The sequence below is a fragment of the Streptomyces sp. SL06 genome, assembly GCF_058244745.1.
This window is the reverse complement of record NZ_JBSYOT010000002.1, coordinates 2,224,546-2,249,652: the sequence shown is the minus strand read 5'-3', so window position 1 is coordinate 2,249,652 and position 25,107 is coordinate 2,224,546. Positions and strand designations below refer to the sequence as shown.

26 protein-coding genes and 1 pseudogene are annotated in these 25,107 nt (G+C 73.8%); 5 read left to right on the top strand and 22 right to left on the bottom strand.

Annotated features, from left to right (window positions below; translation table 11 throughout):
* The first annotated feature begins 1 nt into the window (after position 1).
* A complete protein-coding gene (locus tag AC4IHM_RS10055; protein WP_490866730.1) occupies positions 2 to 1,264 on the top strand; it encodes a styrene monooxygenase/indole monooxygenase family protein in 1,263 nt (420 codons plus the stop codon).
* Here the strand turns inward: AC4IHM_RS10055 and AC4IHM_RS10050 are convergent.
* From AC4IHM_RS10050 to AC4IHM_RS10005, 10 genes are all read right to left on the bottom strand, one after another.
* Positions 1,228 to 2,388 carry a C40 family peptidase gene (locus AC4IHM_RS10050; RefSeq protein ID WP_490866729.1) on the bottom strand — a complete coding sequence of 387 codons (1,161 nt, stop codon included), beginning with the start codon at positions 2,386 to 2,388 and terminating at the stop codon, positions 1,228 to 1,230. The genes AC4IHM_RS10055 and AC4IHM_RS10050 overlap by 37 nt on opposite strands.
* 103 nt (positions 2,389 to 2,491) lie before the next feature.
* Entirely contained in the window at positions 2,492 to 2,827 is a 336-nt protein-coding gene (locus AC4IHM_RS10045) for a DUF8847 domain-containing protein (RefSeq protein WP_490866728.1), read from the bottom strand.
* Positions 2,828 to 2,858: 31 nt separating this feature from the next.
* Complete coding sequence (locus AC4IHM_RS10040) at positions 2,859 to 3,512, bottom strand: TetR/AcrR family transcriptional regulator (protein ID WP_490866727.1); 654 nt, start codon at positions 3,510 to 3,512, stop codon at positions 2,859 to 2,861.
* 74 nt (positions 3,513 to 3,586) lie between these two features.
* Entirely contained in the window at positions 3,587 to 4,525 is a 939-nt protein-coding gene (locus tag AC4IHM_RS10035; RefSeq protein ID WP_490866726.1) for an AurF N-oxygenase family protein, read from the bottom strand.
* Positions 4,526 to 4,669: 144 nt separating this feature from the next.
* Positions 4,670 to 6,133: a penicillin-binding transpeptidase domain-containing protein gene (locus AC4IHM_RS10030; protein WP_490866725.1), complete on the bottom strand. Its 1,464-nt coding sequence runs from the start codon at positions 6,131 to 6,133 to the stop codon at positions 4,670 to 4,672.
* Positions 6,134 to 6,149: 16 nt separating this feature from the next.
* Positions 6,150 to 7,523: an FtsW/RodA/SpoVE family cell cycle protein gene (locus tag AC4IHM_RS10025; protein WP_490866724.1), complete on the bottom strand. Its 1,374-nt coding sequence runs from the start codon at positions 7,521 to 7,523 to the stop codon at positions 6,150 to 6,152.
* A gap of 43 nt (positions 7,524 to 7,566) precedes the next feature.
* Positions 7,567 to 8,013, bottom strand: a complete 447-nt coding sequence (locus tag AC4IHM_RS10020) for an SH3 domain-containing protein (protein WP_490866723.1) — start codon at positions 8,011 to 8,013, stop codon at positions 7,567 to 7,569.
* A gap of 120 nt (positions 8,014 to 8,133) precedes the next feature.
* Complete coding sequence (locus AC4IHM_RS10015) at positions 8,134 to 9,378, bottom strand: ATP-binding protein (RefSeq protein WP_490866722.1); 1,245 nt, start codon at positions 9,376 to 9,378, stop codon at positions 8,134 to 8,136.
* Positions 9,375 to 10,130 carry a hypothetical protein gene (locus AC4IHM_RS10010; protein WP_490866721.1) on the bottom strand — a complete coding sequence of 252 codons (756 nt, stop codon included), beginning with the start codon at positions 10,128 to 10,130 and terminating at the stop codon, positions 9,375 to 9,377. The genes AC4IHM_RS10015 and AC4IHM_RS10010 overlap by 4 nt, the downstream gene beginning before the upstream one ends.
* A 107-nt stretch (positions 10,131 to 10,237) precedes the next feature.
* Positions 10,238 to 10,717 carry a protein-tyrosine phosphatase family protein gene (locus tag AC4IHM_RS10005; protein ID WP_490866720.1) on the bottom strand — a complete coding sequence of 160 codons (480 nt, stop codon included), beginning with the start codon at positions 10,715 to 10,717 and terminating at the stop codon, positions 10,238 to 10,240.
* A gap of 137 nt (positions 10,718 to 10,854) precedes the next feature.
* Here AC4IHM_RS10005 and AC4IHM_RS10000 point away from each other — a divergent pair, with 137 nt between their 5' ends.
* Positions 10,855 to 11,661, top strand: coding sequence for a nuclease-related domain-containing protein (locus AC4IHM_RS10000; RefSeq protein WP_490866719.1), 807 nt, complete (start codon positions 10,855 to 10,857; stop codon positions 11,659 to 11,661).
* 21 nt (positions 11,662 to 11,682) lie between these two features.
* On the opposite strand, the pseudogene ligD reads toward AC4IHM_RS10000, so the two are convergent.
* A pseudogene (gene ligD, locus AC4IHM_RS09995) lies at positions 11,683 to 12,565 on the bottom strand (non-homologous end-joining DNA ligase).
* 93 nt (positions 12,566 to 12,658) lie between these two features.
* Here ligD and ku point away from each other — a divergent pair.
* Positions 12,659 to 13,777, top strand: a complete 1,119-nt coding sequence (gene ku / locus AC4IHM_RS09990; protein WP_490866718.1) for a non-homologous end joining protein Ku — start codon at positions 12,659 to 12,661, stop codon at positions 13,775 to 13,777.
* Between the two features lie 26 nt (positions 13,778 to 13,803).
* Here the strand turns inward: ku and AC4IHM_RS09985 are convergent, their stop codons facing one another.
* From AC4IHM_RS09985 to AC4IHM_RS09935, 11 genes are all read right to left on the bottom strand, one after another.
* A complete protein-coding gene (locus tag AC4IHM_RS09985; protein ID WP_490866717.1) occupies positions 13,804 to 14,376 on the bottom strand; it encodes a hypothetical protein in 573 nt (190 codons plus the stop codon).
* A 104-nt stretch (positions 14,377 to 14,480) separates the two neighbouring features.
* On the bottom strand, positions 14,481 to 15,230 hold the full coding sequence (locus AC4IHM_RS09980; protein ID WP_490866716.1) for a DUF4142 domain-containing protein: 750 nt from the start codon (positions 15,228 to 15,230) through the stop codon (positions 14,481 to 14,483).
* Positions 15,231 to 15,369: 139 nt separating this feature from the next.
* Complete coding sequence (locus AC4IHM_RS09975) at positions 15,370 to 15,804, bottom strand: PPOX class F420-dependent oxidoreductase (RefSeq protein WP_490866715.1); 435 nt, start codon at positions 15,802 to 15,804, stop codon at positions 15,370 to 15,372.
* A gap of 71 nt (positions 15,805 to 15,875) precedes the next feature.
* Positions 15,876 to 16,628 carry a DUF3152 domain-containing protein gene (locus tag AC4IHM_RS09970; protein ID WP_490866714.1) on the bottom strand — a complete coding sequence of 251 codons (753 nt, stop codon included), beginning with the start codon at positions 16,626 to 16,628 and terminating at the stop codon, positions 15,876 to 15,878.
* 302 nt (positions 16,629 to 16,930) lie between these two features.
* Entirely contained in the window at positions 16,931 to 17,266 is a 336-nt protein-coding gene (locus AC4IHM_RS09965) for a TcmI family type II polyketide cyclase (protein ID WP_490866713.1), read from the bottom strand.
* A 40-nt stretch (positions 17,267 to 17,306) separates the two neighbouring features.
* On the bottom strand, positions 17,307 to 17,786 hold the full coding sequence (locus tag AC4IHM_RS09960) for an SRPBCC family protein (protein ID WP_490866712.1): 480 nt from the start codon (positions 17,784 to 17,786) through the stop codon (positions 17,307 to 17,309).
* Position 17,787: 1 nt separating this feature from the next.
* Positions 17,788 to 18,057, bottom strand: coding sequence for an acyl carrier protein (locus AC4IHM_RS09955; RefSeq protein ID WP_490866711.1), 270 nt, complete (start codon positions 18,055 to 18,057; stop codon positions 17,788 to 17,790).
* Between the two features lie 123 nt (positions 18,058 to 18,180).
* Complete coding sequence (locus AC4IHM_RS09950) at positions 18,181 to 19,449, bottom strand: ketosynthase chain-length factor (protein ID WP_490866710.1); 1,269 nt, start codon at positions 19,447 to 19,449, stop codon at positions 18,181 to 18,183.
* On the bottom strand, positions 19,446 to 20,717 hold the full coding sequence (locus AC4IHM_RS09945; protein WP_490866709.1) for a beta-ketoacyl-[acyl-carrier-protein] synthase family protein: 1,272 nt from the start codon (positions 20,715 to 20,717) through the stop codon (positions 19,446 to 19,448). The genes AC4IHM_RS09950 and AC4IHM_RS09945 overlap by 4 nt, the downstream gene beginning before the upstream one ends.
* Positions 20,714 to 21,184 carry a cupin domain-containing protein gene (locus tag AC4IHM_RS09940; RefSeq protein WP_490866708.1) on the bottom strand — a complete coding sequence of 157 codons (471 nt, stop codon included), beginning with the start codon at positions 21,182 to 21,184 and terminating at the stop codon, positions 20,714 to 20,716. Before AC4IHM_RS09940 ends, AC4IHM_RS09945 begins: the two co-directional genes overlap by 4 nt.
* 151 nt (positions 21,185 to 21,335) lie before the next feature.
* A complete protein-coding gene (locus tag AC4IHM_RS09935) occupies positions 21,336 to 22,607 on the bottom strand; it encodes a SchA/CurD-like domain-containing protein (RefSeq protein WP_490866707.1) in 1,272 nt (423 codons plus the stop codon).
* A gap of 298 nt (positions 22,608 to 22,905) precedes the next feature.
* Here AC4IHM_RS09935 and AC4IHM_RS09930 point away from each other — a divergent pair, with 298 nt between their 5' ends.
* Positions 22,906 to 24,681 (top strand): FAD-dependent oxidoreductase, encoded by a 1,776-nt coding sequence (locus AC4IHM_RS09930; RefSeq protein ID WP_490866706.1) that lies wholly within the window; start codon positions 22,906 to 22,908, stop codon positions 24,679 to 24,681.
* Positions 24,682 to 24,699: 18 nt separating this feature from the next.
* On the top strand, positions 24,700 to 25,020 hold the full coding sequence (locus AC4IHM_RS09925) for a hypothetical protein (RefSeq protein ID WP_490866705.1): 321 nt from the start codon (positions 24,700 to 24,702) through the stop codon (positions 25,018 to 25,020).
* Positions 25,021 to 25,107 lie beyond the last annotated feature (87 nt).

The following is a 25,107-nucleotide window of genomic DNA, read 5'->3' as shown; positions in this document are numbered from 1 at the left end:
CATGCGGAAGATACTCGTCGTCGGAGCCGGCCAGTCCGGCCTCCAACTCGCCCTCGGCCTCCAGTCGCACGGCTACGAGGTCACCCTGATGTCCAACCGGACCGCGGACGAGATCCGCACCGGACGGGTCATGTCGACGCAGTGCATGTTCCACACGGCACTCCAGCACGAACGCGATCTCCAGCTGAACTTCTGGGAGTCCCAGGCCCCGAAGATCGAGGGACTCGGCGTCTCGGTCGCGGCCCCCGGCTCCTTCGACCCGGGCCCCTCGCAGCGGGCGATCGACTGGGTGGGGCACTTCGACGGCTTCGCGCAGTCGGTCGACCAGCGGGTGAAGATGGCCGGCTGGATGGAGACCTTCGCACAGCGCGGCGGCCAACTGGTCATCCACGGCGCGGCCGTCGGCGACCTGGACTACTTCTCCCGCGCCTACGACCTCGTCCTGGTCTCGGCCGGCAAGGGCGAGCTGGTCCAGATGTTCGGCCGCGACGCCTCGCGCTCCCCGTACACCGAGCCGCAGCGCGCGCTCGCGGTGGCCTACGTCCACGGCCTGGGCCCGCGCCCGGAGCACCCGGACATGGAGGCGGTCCGCTGCAATCTGGTCCCCGGCGTGGGCGAGATGTTCATCATGCCGACGTTCACGACCTCGGGCCGCGCCGACATCCTGTTCTGGGAGGGCATACCCGGCGGCCCGCTCGACGCCTTCGCGGACGTCAAGGACCCGGCGGAGCACCTCTCCCTGACCCTGGAACTCATGGAGAGATTCCTCCCCTGGGAGTACGCGCGGGCCACCAAGGTCGAACTGACCGACGCAGGCGGCACCCTGGCGGGCCGCTACGCCCCCACCGTCCGCAACCCGATCGGCCGGCTCCCCGGCGGCGGCCGGGTCCTCGGCGTGGCCGACGTGGTCGTCGCCAACGACCCGATCACCGGACAGGGCTCCAACTCCGCCTCCAAGTGCGCCGCCGCCTACCTCGCCTCGATCCTGGAGCACGGGGAGAAGGAGTTCGACGAGGCCTGGATGCAGCAGACCTTCGAGCGGTACTGGCAGACGGCCCAGCACGTCACCAAGTGGACGAACGCCATGCTCGCCCCGCCGCCGGAGCACGTCCTGAACCTGATCGGCGCGGCCGGCCGGCTCCAGCCGGTCGCCGACCGCTTCGCCAACGGCTTCGACGACCCCGCCGACTTCGAGAACTTCTTCTTCGACCCGGCGAAGACCGAGGGCTACCTCGCGGAGGTCTCCGGGGCGGCCGGCGCGTAACCGGCGGCGTACCCCTCGTCGGACCCGTCCGTCGCCCCCTCGGGGAGCCTCGGCGGCGCGTACCGTGCCACGGGCTCCCCGCCGGGGTCGGGGCGTACGGCACCCAGGACCGGGTTGGCGGCGATCGGCGACACCTTGACGTTGGCGCCGGGACGCGGTGCCTGGACGACCATGCCGTCACCGAGGTACATCGCCACATGGGTGGCCTCCGGGAAGTACACGACCAGGTCGCCGGGCCGCAGCTCGCCGAGCGGCACGTGGTCCAGCTCCGCCCACTGCTCCTGGCTGGTCCGCGGGATCGGCGTCCCGGCCCGCTGCCAGGCCACGGAGGTCAGCCCCGAGCAGTCGTACGACGCCGGGCCCTCGGCACCCCACTCGTAGGGCTTGCCGACCTGCTCCACCGCGAACCGCACCGCCCGGTCGCCCTCCGCCGAGGGCTTGCCGTCGTCGCCGAGCGCGCCGGACGCCATGAAACGCTCCTGTGCCTCGGCGATCCCGTTCTGCTCGAACCGCGCCAGCGCGGCCAGTTCCTCGGGGCTGAGGGAGGCGAGCAGTTCCTCGACGGCGCGCAGCCGGTCGCGTACGTCGTCCCGCTGCTTCTCCTGGCGTTCGGCCAGGGCGAGTTGCTCGTCCAGGGCCTCCCGGGCCCGCCGGGCCAGGTCGTCCGCCTTCCTCGCGTCGCCGGTCAGGCGGCCCACCGTCTCGGCCCGATCCCGGGCCAGTTGCCCGAGCACATGCCCCTGGTCGAGCGCGTGCTGCGGGTCGCGGGCCAGCAGCAGCCGCAGATAGGGGGAGAGGTTGGTCCCGCCCTGGTACTGCTGGCGGGCCAGCCGTCCGGCCGCGCCACGGCTGTCGTCCAGGGATGTCCGGGTCCGGGTCAGCGCGGCGTCCAGCCGCTGCACCTCGGCGCGCCGCTCCTTGAGCCGTTCCTCGGTGCCGTTGTAGGTCTCGGTGGCCTTCTCCGCCTCCTGGTAGAGCCGCTGAAGGTCCGTCAGCAGTTCGGCGACGGACCGCTCGCCGCCGGCCCCGCCGGGCTCGGGTTCGGCCCCGGCGGGCACGGGTGCGAGGACGATCCCGGCCGCCGTCGCCGCCGTGCACACCAGCCGCAGAAGCCTTCCTGACACGCCATCACCTCCGGTGCGGGGCGGCCCGTCCGCTCCGCACCGCGAGCTTGTGGCGTGTTCCCGGGCTCCGCGCGCCGAGTGTGCGCGGTTCGGCGCAACGGGGTCACCCGTGGGCGTCGTCCGGTTTGCCACCCGGCGTGGCGTCTGGATCGGCGCCCGGTTCGCGGCCCGGTCCCGGGGACGGTCTGGACCAGGGCCAGGCGCGGCCGGAGCCCTTGCGGCCCTCGGGGTCGTACGCGTACTTCCAGCGGGCGAGACCGAGGCCGCCCCGGGCCTCGCGGGGCACGCGCCGGTACACGAGCACGGTGGGCGGGCCGCCGTCCGGGTCCGGCACGGGGATGCGGTACGTCTTCGGCGGGTGCCCGGTCATCCCGACCAGGACGGGCAGCACCCGCCCGTCCATGGGGCCGCCCTCGAAGGGGGTGTCTTCGCTCTTCACGGCACCAGTGTCGGCGATCCGCGCGCCGGACTCAGAGATCCGCCGCGAACGCCTCGACCAGCGCCGCGGTCTGCGGGTCGCGGCGGGCGGTGACGGTGAGCACGGCGAGGAACTGCTCCACGAGCCAGTCCCGCAGCTCGTCGACGGGCGGTTCCTTGGCCTCGTCCAGCCAGATCAGGGAGGCGGCCTCCACCGCCGTGATCCACATCCGCACGGTCATCCGCAGCCGCGGGCCGGGCTCGCCGATGCCGAGGTGGCGCGTGATGTGCTCGGCGGCGGCCCGGCGCACGCCGTCCACGATGCCCGAGGTCTGCGAGGTCTCGACCACGCTGCCGCCGCGCAGCAGGGCGCTGAAGCCGGTGTCGTGCTCGTCGACGAAGGCGAGGTAGCGGTCCAGGGCCCGGGAGAGCCGGGCCGGCAGCGGGCCGTCGAGGGGTTCGTCGAAGCACAGCCGCAGCTCGTCGGCGGCCGACCTGAGCGCGGCCTCGTACAACTGCTGCTTGCCGCCCGGGAAGTACCGGTACACCAGGGGCCGTGAGACCCCGGCCCGCTCCGCCACGTCGTCCAGGGAGACCTCCTCCGGCGGCCGGTGTGCGAACAGGGCGAGCGCCGCGTCGAGCAGTTGGACGCGGCGCTCCTCGACACTGAGCCGGCGGTAGGCGGGGGTGGGGGCCTGCGGGGTCATGAACCGCAGCGTAGCCCGCGCGTCCCCGCGGCCGTCCGGGTACGCTCCCGCGGCCACCGGGGCGGGCGGCCCGGTCAGGCCAGCAGCCCCGAGGACCGCCACAACTGTCGCCCGACACCCCGCAGTACGCCGATGTCGTCCAGGAAGTCCGTGAGGCGCCTCGCGCCGGTCTGCATGATTTCGCGGCGGTGGCCGCTGGCCCTGACCTGGGCCAGGGCCTCGTGCCTGGCCAGGCCGACGTTCGTGTAGACCTCGGGGTTGACGAAGGCGACGGAGAAGACGCGGGCGAACTCGCCGGAGGTGATCCGGGTGAACTCCCGCGACCACTTCGGGGCCGTCACCATCTGGCGGCGCAGTTCCTCACGGGCGTAGCGCACGTGCCGGGCCTCCTCGACGACGTGGATGCGCGTGACGCCCCGGATCAGCGGCTGGATCCGCTCGTCGGGGAAGGTCAGCCGCTGCATCCAGTCCAGGATCTCCTCGCCGAGCAGGGTGGCGGTGAAGGAGCCGGGGGTGGTGGAGACGGTCTTGAACAGGCGCCCCAGGTGCTGGTGCGCCGGGCTCACCGGGTAGTACGGCGTCCCGCCGCGCGATATCAGCCGGGCGAACATCTTCGAGTGCCGGCACTCGTCCTCGATCTCGGTCAGCGCGTAGCGCACGTGCGCGCTCGTCGCCGCCTTGTCGTAGATGTGCCGGACCAGGAGCTGCATGAGGATCAGCTCGAACCAGATGCCGAGCGAGGCGAGCGCCGCGGCCTCGTGCCGGGAGAGCAGGACGCGCTGCTCCTCGCTCATCCGCTTCCACATCGGGGTGTCGTACAGCGACACCAGCTCCGGCGGCCAGAACCACTTGCCCTCCTCGAAGGGCGCGTCCCAGTCCAGCTCCTTGTCCGGGTCGAAGGAGTGCTTGGCGGAAGAGTCGAGCAGCCGTTCGGCCACCTGCTCCCGGTCCTTGAGCAGGCCGAGCGCGTCGCGCAGGCCGTCGAGCGCGTCGTCTTCCGTCAGGGTCGTCATGGCTGTCCCACCTCGTCGTACGGTTCGGGTTACCCGCGGTCACTCGCTCGTCTTATGAGACTGCTTGTCAGCAAGCTCGTCAATCCCCTGCGCGGGACTTGTTGACCGCGAGTAAAGAAGTGAGGGGTGAGGGGTGAGGGGTGCTCAGGCCTCCGGGCCGAGCACCGCCTTCATGACCGCGCGGGCGATCGGCGCCGCCAGACCGCCCCCGCTGATGCCCTCCCGGTCCGCCGCCGAGCCCTCGACCACCACCGCGACCGCGACCTCGGGCTCCACGTCCCCGTCGCGCTGCGCCCAGGAGACGAACCAGGCGTACGGCGTGCCCGAGTTGCCGACCCCGTGCTGGGCGGTGCCGGTCTTGCCGCCCACGGTGGCGCCCGGGATCGCGGCGTTCGCGCCGGTGCCGTTCTCCACCACGCCGGTCATCAGCTCCTTGAGCCGCGCGGCCGTCGAGGGCCGCATCGCCTCCCGGGACGGCCGCGACCCGGCCGCCGCCACCAGGCCGCCGCCCGCCCGCAGCGTCCGCTCCACCAGATACGGCGCCCGCACCTGCCCGCCGTTGGCCACCGCCGCCGCCACCATCGCCATCTGCAGCGGCGTGGCCCGCGTGTTGTACTGCCCGATCGACGACAGCCCGAGCTGCGCCCGGTCCACCGAGGTGTCGAAGGTGCTCCGCGAGACGGCGAAGGGGATCCGCACCCCGGCGTCGTTGAAGCCGAAGGCCTCCGCCGTGGCCGCCATGTCCGTCACGCCCACGTCCACGCCGAGCTTGGCGAACACCGTGTTGCAGGACCACTCGAAGGCCTCCCGCAGCGAGGCGTCCGCGCACCCGTCGCCCTCGTTGGTCAGCCTGGTCCGCGTCCCGGGCAGCGTGTACGGGTCGGGGGAGCGGGTCGGTGCGTCGAGGTCCCGGAGCACGCCCGCGTCCAGCGCCGCCGCCGCGGTGACCACCTTGAAGGTCGAACCCGGCGGATAGGTCCGGCGCACCGCCCGGTTGAGCATCGGCTTGTCCGGGTCGCCGTTCAGCCGCTCCCAGGTCCGGTCGGCGGCGGCGCTGTTCCCGGAGAGCGACTGGGGGTCGTACGACGGGGTCGACACCAGCGCGAGGATCCGGCCCGTGGACGGCTCGATCGCCGCCACCGCCCCCTTGTGCCGGCCGAGCCCCTCGAACGCCGCCCGCTGCGCGGCCCCGTCGATCGTCGTCACCACGTCGCCGCCCGGGTTGCGGGACCCGGTCACGTCGTTCCACAGCGGGATCGGCGCGAGCGCCGGGTCGGCGCCGGACAGCAGGTCGTCCTCGGCGTGCTCCAGCAGGGTCGTGCCGTAGGCCTGCGAGGCGAAGCCGGTGACCGGCGCGTACATCGGCCCGTTCGCGTAGGTCCGTTCGTAGCGCAGGTGCTCGCCGCTGTCCCGGGAGCCGGTGACCGCCTTGCCGCCGACCAGGATGTCGCCGCGCGGCTGCTGGTAGCGGGCGATGTCCGGGCGGCGGTTGCCCGGGTTGTCGTCGTACTCCGGGGCCTGGACGATCTGCACCCGGGCCGCGTTCACCAGCAGGGCGACCAGCAGCAGGGCGCAGAAGGCGGCGGCGTGCCGGATGTTCCGGGTCACCGCGGCGGCCCGGCTCTCACGGCGCCGCCTTGGCGTCGGCCTGGCTGCGGGCGGCGTGACTGACCCGGATCAGCAGCGCCACGATCGCCCAGTTGGTGACGACCGAGGAGCCGCCCTGGGCCAGGAACGGCATCGCCATGCCGGTCAGCGGGATCAGCCCGGTCACGCCGCCCGCGATGACGAACACCTGGAGCGCCACGATCGAGGAGAGGCCGACCGCGAGCAGCCGGCCGAAGGGGTCGCGCGCGCCGAGCGCCGCCCGGTAGCCGCGCTCCACCAGCAGCCCGTACAGCAGGATGACGGCGGTCAGACCGAGGAAGCCCAGCTCCTCACCGGCCGTCGCCAGGATGAAGTCCGACTTGACGGCGAAGCCGATCAGCACGGAGTGCCCGAGGCCCAGGCCCGTGCCGGTCACCCCGCCCGCGGCGAAGGCGAACAGGGACTGGGCGAGCTGGTTGGGGCCCCGGCCCGCCTCGATGGACGCGAAGGGGTGCAGCCAGTCCTCCACCCTGCTGTGCACGTGCGGCTCCAGCCAGCCCACGGCGACCGCGCCCAGCGAGGCCAGCAGCAGGCCGACCGCGATCCAGCCGGTGCGGCCGGTGGCGACGTACAGCAGGACGACGAAGAGGCCGAAGAAGAGCAGCGAGGTGCCGAGGTCGCGCTCCAGGACCAGGACGCCGACGCTGACCAGCCACACGGCGAGGATCGGGCCGAGGACGCGGCCGGTGGGCAGTTGGAGCCGCCACACGCGCCGCCCCGCGTACGCCAGCGCGCTGCGGTTCGCGGCCAGGTAGGCGGCGAAGAACACCGCGAGCAGCACCTTGGCGAACTCGCCGGGCTGGATGGAAAGGTCGCCGATCCGGATCCAGATCCGGGCGCCGTTCACGGCCGGGAAGAGGATCGGCGCGGTGAGCAGGACGAGCGCGGCGGCGACGCAGACGTACGCGTAGCGCTGGAGCACCCGGTGGTCGCGCAGGAGCAGGACGACCACGATGAACAGCGCGACGCCCAGCGTCGACCACACCAGCTGGGTGGGGGCCGCCCGGTCGTCCGGCGTCTCCAGGTCGAGCCGGTAGATCAGCACCAGGCCGAGGCCGTTGAGCAGTACGCCGATGGGCAGCAGGAGCGGATCGGCCCAGGGCGCGCGCAGCCGTACCGCCAGATGGGCGAGGAGCGCGAGCACACCGAGCCCGGCGCCGTAACCGGCGGCGCCGGGCGGGAGGGTGCCGTGCTGGGCGAGGCCGACGTTGCAGTAGCCGAACACCGACAGCAGGACGGCCATGAGGATGAGCGCGAGTTCGGTGCCACGGCGCCGGGGGAGTCGGGCGACGGGAACGGGCGTGTCCGCCTGTGCCACGGTGATTCCGGTTCCGGTTCCGGCCTTGGTCATGTCCGGAACTTACCTAAATGGCGGGGTGTGCGAGTCGTCGGCATCAGCACCAGCGCGGCGCGGGGCCGATGTTGTCGATGTAGCGGGCCGAGCCCCAGGCCCAGGTGCCGTCCGTGAGGAGGTACCAGCGCGGGTTGCCGTCGACCGTGTCGCCGGGCGTCTTGCAGTAGATGGAGACGACCTCGCCCCGGCGGGCGTACCGGATGATGTCCGAGCCGCGGGTCGGCGAGGTGCGCAGGGCGAGCCGGTCGGCCGTGACGACACCCCGGTAGCGGCCCTGGTCCTGGCCGCCGCCGTCGTTCCCGCTCGACGGCTCACCGCCCTTTCCCGCGCCGTCGACGGCCGCGGCGGGGGCCGGGTCGCCGCCGGGCTCGTCGTGCGCCGCGGCGGGCGTGACGGCGGCTGCGGTGGCGAGCGCGCCGGCCGCGAGGGCGGTGGCGAGTGCGCGGAGAAGCGGTGAGCGCGGGGACGGTGCGGACAGCAGGGACATGGGAGTACCTCCCGGGGAGCGAAACGTGTCGTCAGATGACTAACCGCCACATTAGGAGCGCCCGGCACGGCCCGCCCGCCGCACTGAGCCATCGGGGAAGGGGCCGTGGTCCGGGCGGGGTCAGGGCTGCTGAGGCAGCGTCAGCCGCGCCCGCGCCCCGCCGCCGGGCGGATTCGAGAACTCCAGCCGCGCCCCGAGCACCTCCGCCTGGCCCAGCGCGATGGTCAGCCCGAGGCCGTGCCCCTTCGTCCCGCCCTCGGTGCGAAAGCGCTGCGGCCCGTGGGCGAGGAGGTAGTCCGGATAGCCGTCCCCGTGGTCCCGTACGGTGATCACCGGCCCGTCGACGGTCAGCACCACCGGGGCCCGCCCGTGCCGGTGCGCGTTCGCGACCAGATTGCCCAGCACCCGCTCCAGGCGCCGCCGGTCGGTCTCCACCCGAGCGTCCCCCGCGATGTCCACGCGGGTGTCGGTGCCCGAGCCCCGGATGACCCGCCGGGCCAGCGCGCCCAGTTCCTCCGGTTCGGTCTCCAGGCGCTCGCGCCCGCTCTCCAGCCGGGAGATCTCCAGCAGGTCCTCGGTGAGCGTGCGCAGCGCCGCCACCCGGTCCCGTACCAGCTCGGTCGGGCGGCCGGGCGGCAGCAGCTCGGCCGCCGCGTGCAGGCCGGTCAGCGGGGTGCGCAGTTCGTGCGCCACGTCGGCGGTGAACCGCTGCTCGGCGAGCAGCTTGCCCTGGAGCGACGCGGCCATGGAGTCCAGCGCGGCGGCGACCGAGGCCACCTCGTCCTGCGCCCGGCTCGGATCCTGCGCGCGGGGATCGTCGACCCGCGCGTCGAGGTCGCCCGCGGTGATCCGCCGCGCCACCCGGGCCGTGGTGTGCAGCCGGCGCGTCACCCGGGTCACGGCGAACGCGCCGACCAGCAGCGTCGCGCCGATCGCCAGTGCCGACGACCACACGATCGCGCTGTCCAGGCCCTCGATGGTGCGCTCCCCCTGGGAGTGGTCGACCCGCACCGCCAGCGCCCGGCCGCCGCCCGCGGGGCCCGCCGCCCACATCGTGGGGCGCCCCTCGTACTCGGCGGCCATCGTGCCGCGCCGGCCCGAGGCGGCCAGCTCGCGCAGCCGCTCGGGCAGCCCCGGCGGATCGACGCCGGCGCCGGGCCGCAGCGGGTCGCCCGCCTCGTAGGACGCGGTCGCCTCCCGCAGCCGGGCCAGGGCCGCGTCGCGGGCCTGGCCGACGGTCTGGTCGGTCACCGAGACGTGCACCAGGACACCGAGCAGCGCGGCGAGCGCGCAGCACATCACGGTGATGAAGACGGCGGCCCGCACCGCGAGCGGCCCGGCCCACCTCGGCAGGGCGAGCCTCACCGCGCGCTCGCCGAGGACGACGGCGACGGTGCCGTGTGCTTTCCGCCGTCGTCGGTGGGCAGCATCTCGTCGCTGGTCAGCAGCATGGCCCGCTGGTCGGCGTCCCAGGTCCACTGGAGCCGGTACTCGTAGCCCGCGACCTCCGAGGGCGAACGGACGATCACCGTCCGCCCGGCCAGCTCGACCGCGCCCACGGCGTCGTCGTAGGACATGACCCGCACGAGCCGGCCCTTCTCGACGGTGTAGACGCGCACGGCGGTCAGCTTCTCGGGCAGCAGCCGGAAGCCCAGCGTCAGCTCGGCGCGCCCGTCGCCGGTCAGGTCGCGGTAGTACGGCCGCAGCACGGGGCACCCGCCGTCGCCCTCGTTGGCGCGGGCGCCGTCCGCGCCGCAGTCCGCCATCCGGCGGGCCGTCTCGCGGTACGGCGCCCCGTCGCCCGCGTAGTCGTCCGGGTGCGCGGCGATCTCCGCCCGTACGACGGCCACCGGGTCCGCCGCGCGGATGTCGCCGCCGGGCACGGTGACGCCCTCCACGACCTCGTTGTCCACCTCGCCGATGTCGTAGGCCGGACTCGACGCCGGCGGCAGGTCGGGCCAGAGCCGGGCCGGGCTCCGCGCGGCCGGGGTCGCGCCCGCGCTCCGCAGCCCGCCCGTGTCGCCGCACGCGGTCAGCGTCCCGGCCGCCGCGGTCGCCAGGAGCAGCGCGAGGACGGCGGGGGCGCGGGCGGGGCGCCCACGGCGGCTCGGGAGCACTGCACTCCTGGGGTCGGTGATCGGCGCGGGCGGCCCGCCCGGATCCGGGCTGCACCGAACGCGTCTTCGTACGGAAGGCCATTTTGCGTGCGCCGGCGCGGGCCGGGCTACTCGGCCAGGTCCTCAAGCAGCCGCGCGGTGTCCAGGCCGGCCCGCAGATAGGCCACGAACAGCTCGTTGTGCAGCGCCCACGGCGAGCGCCGGGCCCGGATCAGCCGGACCGCCTCGTCGGCGGTGGCGCCCCGGCGCACCAGGGTGTGCGCGACGACGAGACCGGAGCGGTTGTACCCCTGGCAGCAGCGCACGAGGACCTTGCGTCCCGCGTCCAGCGCCTCGTCCGCGGCCTCCGCCAGCCGGATCGCCCCGGCGAGCTGGGTGCCGTCCAGGGGCCCGTCGGGGATCGGCCACACATGGTGCTCGACACCGTCGTCCGGCCCGCACCCGGGCAGCCGCAGCAGGGTCTGTACGAGATCGAACTCGTCCCGCACCACCGCGAGCCCCAGCCCGCCGGCCGGCCGGCGGAACTCGTGCCCGCCCATCCAGAGCCCCGGCGCGATCTCGTCCCAGGGCCGGCCCGGCGCCGGCACGTCGGATCCCGTCCCGCGGACACCCAACAGCGCCTCCCCAGTGCGGCCCGAGGGCCTGTCCCGACTCCTCCCCAAGGTAGCCGCGTTCTTGCCCCCGCAGCACCCCGCCTGGTCCCATGGACGCGGGGTGATGGTGCATGAACGGACTGCGCGTCGTACCGGCCCGGCGGCACGGGCAGGAACGGCTGTACGTCTGCCTCCCGGACGGCGGGAACGTCGCCTGGTACGACCGTGACGCCGCCCGCGTCAATCTGCTGAGCGACGACCGGAAGGACGAGGTGCTCGCGGCCCTGCGCCCCTACCTCACCGGCCCGGTCACGGTCGGCCCGCCCCCGGTCCCGACCCCCGCCGAACTGGCCGGGCTCGCCCTCCACCCCGACGACGACCTCGCCCCCAACCGGCCCGGCGAGGCACTCCTGGTCGACCTGGAACGGACACCCGGTCCCGCACACCGGCTGCTGCGCACCGACCCGCGCCGGCGGGCGCTGGCCGCCGAGCAGAGGACGGGAGCGGCCCTGGACCGCCTCGACGGCGCCGGCCTGCACACCCTGCACTCCGTCCCGCTGCCCGGCGGCGACCGCGTCCACCACCTGGTGATCGGGCCCGGAGGGCTCTTCGCCCTCCACGTCCTGCCCGCCCGCGGGCAGCGGGTCCGCGTCACCGACCCCCTGGTCGCGCTGGGCCGGCGCGAACCGCGTCCGCTGCTGCGCCGGGTCCGCGCCTCGGCCGACCGGGCCTCCCACGCCCTGACGGCCGAGGTCCGCCCCGTCCTGGTCCTCGTCGAACCGGCACGGGTGACCGTCACCGGCGTGCCCCGCTCCGTCCGCCTCCTCACCGACGGGGAACTGCCGGGACTGGCCCGCCTGGGCGGGGTGCTCAAACCGGCCGACGTGAAGGCCCTGCACGCCATGGCCCGGGACCGGGCCACCTGGACGCGGGTCTGAGCACCGGGCCGCCCCCGCCTCTCACGGCAGCGTCGCCGCCCGGTCCCTGTCGAGCAGCGGGGCCAGCAGGTCGCCGTGGTCCCGCACCCGTGGACCGATGTCCTCCGCCCGGAAGGCGAACCGCTCCGCCCGCCGGCACCCCGCCACCTCCTCCCAGGCCACGGGAGTGGAGACGGCCGGCACGGCGCGGGCCCGCACCGTGTACGGGGCGGCCGTGGTCTTGCGGGCGGCGTTCTGGCTCCAGTCCACGAATACCTTCCCCGGCCGCAGGCTGCGCGTCATCCGGTGCACCACGAGCCTCGGCAGGGCCTCCTCCGCCTCCACCGCCAGCCCTTTCGCGTACTCCGACACCCGCTCCGAGGACGCGCCCCGCACCCCGGCCAGCAGATGCAGCCCCTTGGCCCCGGACGTTCTTGGCGTACGCCTCGACGCCGTCCGCCGCCAGCCGCTCCCGCAGCCACAGCGCGACCTCGCAGCACTGCACGACGGTCGCGGGCGGCCCGGGATCGAGGTCGAGCACCAGCCGGTCGGCCTCGCCGGGATCGTCCGCCGTCCACTGGTGCGTGTGGAACTCGGTCACCAGGTTCGCCGCCCACATCAGGCTCGCCAGGTCCTGCACCAGCACCATCCGGGCCGGGCCCTCCGAGCGGGGCACCTCGGCCGTGGTGACCCAGTCGGGCGTACCCGGCGGCACGTTCTTGGTGAAGAAGACCTGGCCGTCCGGACCGTCCGGATACCGCAGGAAGGAGACCGCGCGGTCCCGCAGGTGCGGCAGCAGCACCCCGGCGGTCGTCGCGTAGTAGTGCAGCAGCTCGCCCTTGGTGAAGCCGGTCTCGGGATACAGCACCTTGTCCAGGTTGCTGAGGGCGATCCGTCGCCCCTCCACCTCTGTCATGGGCGCCATACGATGAGAATCTCACGAATCTCGCGAAACTCATGAAACCTATGAAACAAAGGCAAACCGCCCGAAGGTGGTCCGGCAGGAAGGATGCTGCACGTGCGATCCATCTGGAACGGCGCGATCTCCTTCGGCCTGGTCAGCATCCCGATCAAGCTGGTGAACGCGACCGAGAGCCACTCGATCTCCTTCCGCCAGATCCACACCGAGGACGGCGGCCGGATCCGCTACCGCAAGGTGTGCGAGCTGGAGGACCGGGAGGTCACCCAGGCCGAGATCGGCAAGGCCTACGAGGACGCCGACGGCTCGATGATCCCGATCACCGACGAGGACCTGTCCCACCTGCCGATCCCGACGGCGCGGACGATCGAGATCGTGGCCTTCGTGCCCGAGGAGCGCATCGACCCGCTCCAGATGGGCTCCGCGTACTACCTCGCCGCGAGCGGCGCCCCCGCCGCCAAGCCGTACACGCTGCTGCGCGAGGCGCTCAAGCGCAGCAACCGGGTCGCCATCGCCAAGTTCGCGCTGCGCGGCCGGGAGCGCCTGGGCATGCTCCGGGTCGTCGGCGACGCCATCGCGATGCACGGCCTGCTGTGGCCGGACGAGGTGCGCGCCCCCGAGGGCGTCGCGCCCGACGCCGGTGTCACCGTCCGCGACCAGGAACTGGACCTCGCGGACGCCCTCATGGACACCCTCGGCGAGATCGACCTGGACGACCTGCACGACGAGTACCGCGAGGCACTGGAGGAGGTCGTCGCCGCGAAGACCGCCGGCGAGAGGCCCCCGGAGAGCCGGCCGGAGGCCGAGCCCGGGAAGGTGCTGGACCTGATGGCCGCGCTGGAGGGCAGTGTGCGGGCGGCACGGGAGTCCCGGGGCGCCGAGCCCGCCGAGCCCGACGAGGACGCCGAGGTCAGGTCCCTGCCACGGCGCGGGACGCCGTCCCGGCGGACCCCCAAGGAGACCGGCGGGAAGAAGTCGACGTCGACGGCCGCCAGGAAGACCCCGGCGAAGAAGGCGGCGCCGAAGAAGACGACCTCCACCGCCGGGAAGCCGTCGGCGAAGTCCGCCGAGCCCTCCGCCCGGACCGCGAAGAAGACGGCGGCCGGGGGCACCGCCAAGAAGGCCGCGGGCAGGCGCACGGCGGCCAAGGACACGCCCGCCGGGAACACGGGCGCCAAGAGCGCCAAGAAGACGGCCTCCCGCAGACGCAGCGCCTGACGCCTCCCGTCACGGGCGGTGGGCGTTCAGCCGATGCCGAGGGTCCCGGACGAGAAGGAGGCCCGGGGGACGACGGACGGCGCGGTGTCGAAGACGGCGGGGGTCGCCGGGCCGGACTCCGTCGGTGCGGGGGACGCCAGGGTGGGCAGGGCGGGGCTCTCCTCCAGGCGGCGCCCGATGGTGTCGGCCGGCCCGCCGCCCGGGGCGCCCGGAGCCGTGGACAGCTGCGACCACGCGGTCAGGGCGAGGGCCACCGCGGTGGCCGTGCCGACCACCCGGCCCACCCGCCGGAGCCGGGCCCGCCGGTTCAGTTCGCCCCAGGCCCGTCCGGTCCACGGATCCTCCGGGCGCCACGGCTCGCCGACGGTGGCGCAGGGGCGGCCCGGGTGCGTGCCGCGGGCATCGGACGGGTCGGTGCCGTACGCCGGTCCGGGGTCCAGGCCAAGGGCCCGGTCCTGTGCGGAGGGTTCCCTCGGGGCGGAGGCGCGGATGGCGTGCTCGTCGTCCTCCAGGAACATCCGCCAGACGTGCTCGGGCACGGGCGGCACACCGTCCGGCTCGTCCGGTGTGGCGCCGCTGCCCGGTCCGGAAGCGGTCATGGTCCCGCTCTTCCTCTCTCGTTCGGCCCCGGGGCGGGCCGGCTCCCGCGCCGGATCATCGCACAGGGCGAAAAGAGAGTGCCAGGTGCTCCGCGCGGCAGGGGTCAGGGCGCCGCCGGTGACGGAGTCGGCTTCGGAGAGGCCGTGTTCACGTTCAGGTCGGGACGCGGCTTGAGCACCAGAACCCGCTCTCCCGGCCCCGGCGGGGGCGGCGTGGTCTTCTCCTTCGGCAGCTTCGCCGGGCCGGTCTGCTTGAAGGTCACGTCGTCGTACTCGACGAGCCCGGTCTTCTCCAGCACCGTGATGTGGTCCAGGACGGTGTCGTTGGCCACGTCCGCCAGTTGCCGCACCAGGCTGTTCTTGGTGCTGGCCCGGATGTTGGCGACGGCCGGGAAGATCTGGCCGTGGGTCACCCGCATGATGTTGACGGCCGTGGAGTCGAAGTCCTTGCCGCTCTTTGCGTCGATCGTCGCCACGAAGCCCTCCTGCTGCGGGGAGGCCCGGTTGGGCAGCGTGATGCCCAACTCGGGGGCGATCTGGCGGCACATGGCGTCCAGTCCGGCGTGACCGACGATCAAATGCTCGCCGGCCGTCTTCATCGCCTTCGTCGTACCGCGCTCCATCACCATCTCGCCCAGCGGGTACTCCCACAGCCCCGCGGCCCGCACCTTGACCACGAAGTCCCGGTCCGCCTCGGTGACCGGACCGTACTCCGTGTTGGCGACGATCCTGTTCTGGTCGTCCTTGCCCTGGTCCAGACCGACCATGGCCGGGAAGGCCAGCGCGGTGAGGGTCAGGGTCATCGCACCGAACAGGACGACGACTCCGATCCTGCTGCGGGACAGGCGGGGCATGGTGCCTCCAGAGGGCGACGCGAGAGACTCGTACGCCAGGACATACGCAAACGGCGGGCGGATCTATCACCGCACCGGCACAAATTTTGCGCGCGTCGTACACGCCGCCCGGCACACGCTGTTCGCCGCCCGTGCCCGGTCAGCCGATGTCCGCCCCGTAGACCCGCTCGACGGTGATGGTGAGCAGTACCCGGCGGTCGGAGACCATCGTCGAGCGGTACTCCTCCCAGTCCGGGTGCTCACCCGCGGCGGCGCGGTAGTACTCCACCAGCGCGTCGACCTCCGGTCCGTGCGGGTCGGTGCCCGGCCCGGTGAGGGTGGCGACGCCCTCGGCGGTGGCCCAGGACCTCCCGTCCGGGGCGGTCACCTCCAGCGCGGCCCGCGGGTCGCGGCGCAGGTTGGCCGTCTTGGCCAGCCCCTCGCGGGTCGACACGCGGACGACGCCGGCCTCGTGGTCGTAGGCGGGCATGACGGGGGAGAGCTGGGGGCGGCCGTCCGACTTGATCGTCGCGAGCACGCCGAGCCGGCTCTCCGCCAGCAGGGCACGGGGGTCGAAGCGCGGTGTGGTGGTCATGCCTCCGATCATCACCCGCCGCCCCGCGTCCTGTCCCCCCGATCGTCCGCCGAACGCTCCCGCCGGGTGGCTCAGGGGACCGGGGGCCCGCCCAGGTACTCGCCGGCACCGTCGTAGGGCCAGGCGTTGGCGACGCATCCCTTGAGGCCCTTGATCTGCTGCATCATCGCGGGGGCGGGCCGTCCGGGGCCGGGGCAGGTCTCGTGGCCGCGGCCGATGCGGTGGCCGACCTCGTGGTTGACGATCAGTGCCCGGTACTCGCCGATCGGGCCGTCGAACTCGGGTGAACCCAGCACCCAGCGCTTGAGGTTCACCACCACGTCCGTGCCGACGCTGCAGTTCACCTCGCCCCGGGTGAGCAGTCCGGCGGCGCCGCAGATCTCGTCGACGGTGCCCGGCGTGGCGATCTTCACCACGAAGTCGTACGGGCCCGAACCCACCAGCCGAAAGGAGTTGGTGCCGTCCCGGGTCCAGCCGCGGCGGTCGGCGAGCACCTCGGACACCTCGGCCGCGGCGTCGCCCGCCCGGATGTCGACGCCCTTCTCGACCAGGACCTTGTAACGGCGTACGCGACTGCCGGTGCCCACGGTCGCGCCGTCGGCGCGGGCGGTGACGAAGGTGCCGGGCCCGGTCGCCGGGATGGCGACGGCGGAGGGCGAGGAGGACGGGGACGGGGATGGGGAAGGGGCCGGGGACGGGCTCGCGGGCAAAGCCGTGCGCTCGGCCGCGTCCAGGGCGTCGGCGACGTCCGCCACCTGATCGTCCGTCACCGGGGGCCGGGTCTCCCGCCAGTACGCGACGGCGGCGCCCGCGGTCAGCAGCACCGCCCCGAGGGCCAGCCCCGGCAGAAACAGTCGGGCCGGTCCTCGGCGCCTTCGGCCGCGGGCTCGGGTCCCGCGGGCGGTGGTTCGGCCCACGACGTGCGTCCCCTCTCCAGGTCCCCTGGTCCGCGGGCGCGCACGACGGACTTCGTGCACTCCCGGAATCAGAACGAAAGGAGCCGCGAGAACGTCACAGAACCTCAAGTGGGCCTTCTCACAAGCGTGTTCGGCGTCCGCGCACACCGGCGTCGGGGCCGCCCGGCGGGAACCGGACGACCCCGACGCATGCGAGGGAGGACGGGCCGTCAGCCGGCGGCGGTCCGCTCCCAGCGGTAGAAGCAGCGGGCCATCGCGTCCTTCGGACCGCGCCAGGTCGACGGGTCGTACGCCGAGACATACGGTTCGAGCCGCTCGCTGACCCGGCGGAACTCCGGATGCCCGGTCAGCCTGCCGATGGCGGGGGCGGGGTCCTCGTCGCTCTCGATGAGGTGCAGATACACGCCGTCACCGAACTCGAAGAGACTGCGCCGGTCGACGCCCACCAGGTGGGGCAGCTCGCCGCTGTCGGACTCGGCGAACACCTTCGCGATGTCCGGTGCCGCGCCGGGTGCCATCCGGGCGACGATCAGGGTGTGGTGCATGGGGTGATCCCCTCGGTCGGTGTCGGTCGGCCCGCCGGTGTCAGTCGGCGAGCACCGAGGCGGTGCGCCGCTCGCCCGCCGCCTGCTCGATCCGGTCCCGGATCAGCGCCATCTGGGTACGGGAGTTGCGGTTGATGTTGTCCGTCATCCAGGCGTCGTCCACGGGCGCGTCCGGCTTCATCGCGAAGTCCTGGGTCCAGCGCATCACGGTGCCCTCGGCGGTCTCGGAGTACTCCCAGACGATGTTCATGTACTGGAAGGGCCCGGTCTCCACCCGGTGGGCGCGGACGCTGCGGGTGACGGGGTCGGCGACGCGCTCGGAGACCCAGCTCCACACCTTGCCGTCGGCGTCCGGGTGCATGGTGAGCCGGAACGTGACGCGGTCGCCGTCGCGTTGGAGCACCTCCACGGAGGCGTACTCGCTGAACAGCCGGGGCCAGCCCTCGATGTCGTTGGTCATGTCCCAGACCAGCTCCAGCGGAGCGGCGATGGTGATCTCGTTGTCGGTGTGCCCTGCCATGTCACACTCCTGTCTTGAGGGCGCCGTTGATCAGCGCGAGGAAGTCCGCGGGCGTCTTGCAGCGCTCGGCCTGCTCCGGCAGGCCCAGCCCGTACCGCTTCTCCAGCTCGGCCACGATGCCGAGCAGGCCGAGGGAGTCCAGGCCGAAGGTGTCGAAACCGGCGTCGGCCCGCTGCTTGAGGGCGGCCGGTTCGACGTGCACGCCGGCGGTGCGCCTCATCAGCGCCGCCAGGTCCTCGACGGTCACCTGATGGTCCACTCGATCGGTCATGAGGGGTGCTCCTTCACTCGGGTTGGCGTTGGTTGTCCGGCCGGTCGCCGTCCGCTCCGGCCCTGTTCGGCCGGACCGGACGCGACCGTCGGTGTTCGGTTCGACGGGTGCGCGGGGCGTCGTTCACCGGCCCGCGGACGGCACGGCGCCGCGCCGCAGCACGAGCGCCGAGTTGGAACCCATGAGCCCGCGGCCGAGCACCAGTGCCGTGCGCGGCTCGCCGGGGCGGGCCCGGCCGGTCACCACGTCCAGGTCGTGGCACACGTCGAACACGTGCGGGGTGGGTGGGATCAGCCCGTGCTCCATGGAGAGCACCGCCGTCGCCACGTCCAGCACCGGTGCCGCGCAGTACGCCCTTCCCGTCCCGCTCTTGGGCGCGGTGACCGGCACCCGCCGGGCGTGCGGGCCGAGCGCGTCGGCCAGCGCCAGAGCCTCGGCCCGGTCGGCCTCCGGGACCCCGAGGGCGTCCGCGAAGACCACGTCCACCTCCTCGGGCCGGCAGCCCGCCTCGGCCAGGGCGCCCTCGATCGCGTGGGCCAGCCCGGCCCGGGACTGCGCCCAGCGGGACGGCCCGGTGAAGGTCGCCGCGTGCCCGGCCACCGTCGCCCGCACGTCGGCGCCGCGCTCCCGTGCCGCCCCCTCCTCCTCGACCACGAGTACGGCACCGCCCTCGGCCGGCGCGTACCCGCAGGCCGCGTTGGTGAACGGACGGTAGGCGCGGTCGGGTTCGGCGGCGCGGCTCAGCTCCGGGTAGCCGAGCTGGCAGACGATCGAGTACGGGGCCAACGGCGCCTCCGTCGCGCCGCAGACCACCGTGTCGGTGCCGCCGCGCACGGTCAGCGCCGCGTGCGCCACCGCGTCCAGACCGCCGGCCTCGTCGGCGGCCACGACCGCGCAGGGGCCCTTGAAGTCGTTGCCGATGGAGATCTGGCCGGTACTGGCCGCGTAGAACCAGGCGATCGACTGGTACGGGCCGACGAACCGAGCCCCCTGTCCCCACAGGTTCTGCAACTCACGCTGCCCGAACTCGCCGCCGCCCGAACCGGCGGCGGTGACCACCCCGACCGAGTATGCGGATTCGACATCGGCCCGGCCGAACCGGGCGTCCGTCAGGGCGTGTCGGGTGGCGGTCAGCGCGAAGTGCGTGAAGCGGTCGGTCTGGACGAGATAGCGCTCCTCGACCGTCTCGGCCGCGTCGAAGCCGCGCACCTCGCCCGCGACCCGCAGCGGCAGATGGCCGCAGCCCTCCCGGGTGACGGGCCCGAGGCTGCTGGTGCCGTCCGCGACCGCCTTCCAGAACGCCTCGGCGCCGACGCCGTGCGGCGACACCACGCCGAGCCCGGTGACGACCGCGCGCCGGTCCCCGCTGTCGGTCCCTCGTGGTCCGCTCATCGCAGCCCTCCTTCGCAGCCGCTGAGTACGACCGCGGACTGGAAGCCGCCGAAGCCGCTGCCCACCGACAGCACGTGCCGCAGCGTCCGCTCCCGTGCCTCGCGCGGCACGTAGTCCAGGTCGCACTCGGGGTCGGGGGTCGTGTAGTTGGCCGTGGGCGGCACCACCTGGTGGGCCATCGCCAGCACACAGGCGGCCAGTTCTATCGAGCCGATCGCACCGAGCGAGTGGCCCACCATGGACTTGATCGAACTCATCGGCGTCGCGTAGGCGTGCTCGCCCAGCGAGCGCTTGACGGCCGCGGTCTCGTGCCGGTCGTTCTGCTGGGTGCCGGAGCCGTGCGCGTTGACGTAGTCGACGGCCGAGCCGTCCAGCCCGGCCATGTCCAGCGCCGCGTCGATGGCCCGCGCCATCTCCAGGCCCTCCTTGGTGAGCCCGGTCATGTGGTAGGCGTTGCCGAAGGTCGCGTAGCCGGAGATCTCGCAGTACACGTCCGCGCCGCGGGCCCGAGCGTGCTCCAGGTCCTCAAGGACGAGCACCGCGGCGCCCTCGCCCATGACGAAGCCGTTGCGTTCGGCGTCGAAGGGCCGGGAGGCGTGCGCGGGGTCGTCGTTGTCCGGCGAGGTCGCCTTGATGGCGTCGAAGCAGGCCATCGTGATCGGCGATATCGGCGAGTCCGCCGCGCCCGCCAGACACACGTCGACGCGTCCCTCGGCGACGGCGTGGTAGGCGTACCCCACCGCGTCCAGACCCGATGTGCACCCGGTGGACACCGTCTGCACCGGGCCGTGCACGCCGAACTCCTCGGCGACCGCGGACGAGAGGGCGGCCGGGGTGAACGCGCGCTCCAGGTGCGGCCCGGCCCGCTTGTCGTCGACGTCCCAGCGCGAGCCGCGCTCGCTGACCAGGACGTAGTCGTGCTCCAGCCGCGTGGTGCCGCCGACCGCCGTGCCCAGCGTGGCGCCGGCCCGCCAGGGGTTCTCGCGGCTCAGGTCGAGTTCCGCGTCCCGCACCGCCTCCGCGGCGGCCACGAGCGCGAACTGCACGTAGCGGTCGCACCGTTGGACCGTGGCGAGGTCCAGCCCGTGCTCGGCCGGTTCGAAGTCGCACTCGGCGGCGATCTGCGAGCGCAGCCCGGCCGGGTCGAACAGGGAGATGCGGCGCGTCGCCGTACGGCCGTCGGACAGCAGGTTCCAGAACCCGGGCACGCCGATCCCGCCAGGGGCGACGACGCCTATGCCCGTGACGGCGACCCGTCGCCGGGTCATGACACCGCCTCGGCCGCGGTGGCGGGACGCTCCTGCCCGGCACCTCCCGCGTGCTCCCGGTTCTGCGGGAGGGGGTTGCCCGCCGCGTCCTCCGTGTCGACGTGGCCCAGTTCCGGCCGCGGGGCCAGGGGACCCAGGTGGAAGACGAGGCGCGCCTCGACGTTGCCCACGTTGCGGAAGCGGTGGCGCGTGTCCCGCGGGACCAGCAGGCCCTGCCCGGCGGAGAGCGGGTGCGGCACGCCGTCCAGGTCCACCTCCAGCGCGCCGTCGGTGACGTACACGAACTCCTCGGAGTACGGGTGGTAGTGCTCGGCGATGCGGTCGCCGGGCTCCACCATGGCCACGCCCATGAAGCCGCTGGTCGCGCCGGCGGTGGTGGGCGTGAGAAGGGCGCGGAGGTCTCCGCCGCGGCGGCGGTTCGGCGCGATGTCGCCGAGCGAGACGATGCGTACCTGCTGGTCTGTCATGTCGTTCACTCCGGGGTGACGGGAGGCGGTGGGGGGAGGTTCGCGCGGACCGGCAGGCGCGCCGTCGGGCCCGGCCGGGCGCGGGGTGGGGGGCGTGGGACACGGGCGTGGGGTGCGGCGCGGGGTGCGGCCGCGGGGTGCGCCGTGTGGCTCAGGAGGCCGGCGAGCGGCGGTCGGTCAGGGGCGTCATACGGGCGCGCGCAAGCAGCAGGGAGAGCGTGCGGGCCTCGGTCAGGGGCCCTTCGACGCCGTAGACGGCGGTGTCCAGCAGCCGCTCGGCACCGGTGACCCCGGCGGCCGTACCGGATCCCCCGGACCTGTCGGACCCGTTGGACCCGTTGGACCCGTTGGACCCGTCGGCTCCGCGCAGGCCCAGGACCAGGGCCGCGGGCACATGGTCCGGATCGCCGGCCACGTCGACGAGCCGTACGACGAGGTCGTCGCGGTGGAAGACGGTGGCGGCCAGGACCGGGCCGTCCGACGCGTGCGCTGCGGCGGCGTCCTGGCGGGCCAGCAGCCGGGCCAGTTCGGGACCCGCGCCGGTGCGGACCGGGTAGAGCAGCGCCAGCCGATGCCTGCGCGCGCCGGCCCGGCCGCGGCTCGTCACGTGGTGCACGGCCGGCATCGCGGCCCGGGTGAAGAAACGTCGCGCGGACCGCGGGTCGCGAAGATCCCGGTCCTGCTCCAGATACGGGTCTAGGGCCTCCTCGACGGCCCGCACCTCCGGCTGCCGGGCGACGTGGCGCAGCGCGGCCTGCAAGTCGCCCCGCACCTCCACGGCCCGCACGACCCGGTTGCCGTGCAGGAAGAGCGAGGTGCGCAGCAGCCGCGTGGAGTCGTCGACGCGGGCCTCGGGCGACGCGTAGTCGGACAGCAGCCGGGCCACCTCGGTCTCGCTGCCGGGCCGCACGGTGAAGGTCAGGGCGTGCCGGACGACGTTGTCCCCGATCCGGGGAGCGGACCGCGGCTCACCGGCGGCGGCCTGTTCACCTGCGGTCTCCCGAAGGACGCTGTAGCGCAGGGAGCGGGTGTCGCGGACGCAGTCCTGCAAGGGCTCGACGGTGTCCAGGTGCTCGTCGCTGTTGACCCAGGCCAGGAAGGGCGCCGCGCTCTCCCATTCGCTGGTGAGCAGCCATTGGGTGGGGTTCTCCAGGGACTGGCACAGCTGGTCGCTGACGTGTCCCGGCACGGCGGCGACCCGGTCGCGGATGCGCTCGTAGGCGTCCAGGAACTCCTGCTGCATCCCGTCGTGGACGTCCAGCATCAGGACGACCCGCACACGGGATCCGTCGAACGCGGATATCGACACGCCGCCCGCGTCCGCGGACACGTCGGCCGACCTCGCCGTGGCGTCGGGAACGTCCGTGGCGCCCGTGGCGCCCGTGGTCGCGGCATCCGTCGCTACGACTGGAGAGACCGTCATCCGGTCCACCTCTTCTCCGGGGAACTTCGTCGTGGACTGGGGGCGATCGCCGCGGCACGCGCCATGCCGGCGGGGTGCGACGGTCGCGTAAGCACGATCGTGGTCCGTGCCCGCGGGGACCGCGAACCAGGAGGGTTAAGCGGGTGAAGCCTGAGCCGCCGCGGGCCTCGTCGGGCCGTACGGGGCATGCATGAGGGTCCCGGCGCACACCTGTCGCGGGGCGAGTCACGCGATCACGGTCCGACCCGAAGGCCTGTCACAACGGATCACAACGGATCACAACGGAGGACGAACAGCGATGAACGAAAGAGCCGACCGGTCCGGCCGAGCCGCCCCCGGGGTCCACCGCGTCCCGGTCCTCGTCGTCGGCGGATCCCTGGTGGGCCTGTCGACCTCGGTGTTCCTGGGGCGGCTGGGCGTCCGGCACACCCTCGTGGAGCGCCACGTCGGCACCTCCATCCATCCCCGCGGTCGCGGCAACAACGTCCGCACGATGGAGATCTTCCGGGTGGCCGGCGCCGAGCCCGGCATCCGGCGGGCCGCCGCCACCCTGACCGACAACCACGGCATCCTCCAGACGCCCGCGCTGACCGGCGACGCGGGGGAGTGGCTGTTCAGGCAGATCGACCCCGGCAATGGGCTGGCCCGGCTCAGCCCCAGCTCATGGTGCCTGTGCAGCCAGAACGACCTCGAACCCGAACTCCTCGCCCACGCCACGAATCTCGGCGGCGACCTGCGCTTCGGCACCGAACTGCTGTCGTTCGAGGCCGACACCGAGGGCGTCACGGCGATCGTGAAGAGCCGGGAGACCGGCGAGCACACCACCATCCGCGCCGACTACCTGGTCGCCGCCGACGGCCCCCGCAGCCCCGTCCGCGAGCAGCTCGGCATCGGCCAGAGCGGCCCCGGCGACCTCTTCCACAACGTCAGCGTCACCTTCCGCTCCCGCCGCCTCGCCGATGTCGTGGGCGAACGCCGCTTCATCGTCTGCTACCTGACCGGCGAGGACGCCGACGGCGCCCTGCTGCCCGTGGACAACCGCGAGAACTGGGTCTTCCACGCCCCCTGGCACCCCGAACAGGGCGAGACCGTCGAGGACTTCACCGACGAGCGCTGCGCCGCCCACATCCGCCGTGCGGTCGGCGACCCGGACCTCGACATCGAGATCACCGGCAAGGCCCCCTGGCACGCCGCCCAGCGCGTCGCCCGCAGCTACCGCTCCGGCCGCGTCCTCCTCGCCGGCGACTCGGCCCACGAGATGTCCCCCACCGGCGCCTTCGGCTCCAACACCGGCATCCAGGACGCCCACAACCTCGCCTGGAAACTGGCCGCGGTCCTGGAGGGCTGGGCGGGCGACGGCCTCCTCGACACATACGACACGGAACGCCGCCCGGTCGCCGAGGCCACCAGCGCCCGAGCCGCCGCCCGCTCGGCGGAACACAGCCACCCGGGCTTCGCACCGCCACCGGCTTTCGGGGGCGGGTTCGGGGGCGGTCCGGGGGGTGCTGGCTCCGGTGAGCCCGGGTATGGACTGGCCGAAGGCCCCGGGAGCGGCCCGGCCGGAGGCCGTGGGGGCACCCCCGGCGGCGCCCCCCGGCGCGGAGTCCTCAACGTCGCCCTCGGCTACCGCTACCCCCAGGGCGCGGTGGTCGGCGCCGACCCGGCGACCCCCGTGGTGCCGGAGGGCCTCGACCTCACCGGCGCTCCCGGCAGCAGGGCGCCCCACCTGTGGCTCCGCCGGGGCGACGCCCGTATCTCCACCCTCGACCTCTACGAGAACTCCCTGGTGCTGCTCAGCGACGCGGCCCGCCCCATCGGCTGGCACGAGGCGGCGACGCGCCTGGCGGCCGAGCTGCGGGTCCCGCTGACGTTGTACCGCCTTGGCGGGACACCGGAGGCCGACCTGATCCCGGACGACGAGGGCGCCGACTGGGCCAGGACCCACGGAGTGACCCGCGCCGGTGCGGTCCTGATCCGCCCCGACGGCTTCGTTGCGTGGCGCTCCCCGGGCCCGGCCCCGGACCCGGAGGCGATGCTGCGCCAGGTCGTGAGGACGGTACTCGCCCGGGTGTGAGCGCCCCACCCACCAAACGTGGACCACTCCCCGCCTACCTGCGGGCGTCACGGGCGAAGCCGAAGCGGGGAGTGGCCCCTGGCCAGGGCGAACACGGCACTGGCGCCCGGCGGCCTGACCGCCTACGGATGGCAGGCCGGCGCGCCGGCGGGACTGGTCGAGGCTCGGGTGCACCTCGAAGCCGCCGATGTCCTCGCCGGCACGTCGGCCGGTTCGCTGCTCGCGCTGGACCTGGCCACTGGCGCGGCCGTGGCCGACCTGTACACGGAGCGGGTCAACCGTGAGCGGGTCGTGCCGGACGTGGACCTCGCCCTCGCCGTGACGGCTAAGTACCTCTGAGCCGCGCTGGGTTCACGCGCCCCGGAGACGGTCGTGAAGCGCATCGGCCGACTCGCGCTCGCCGTGCGCGACTTCCCCGGCACCAAG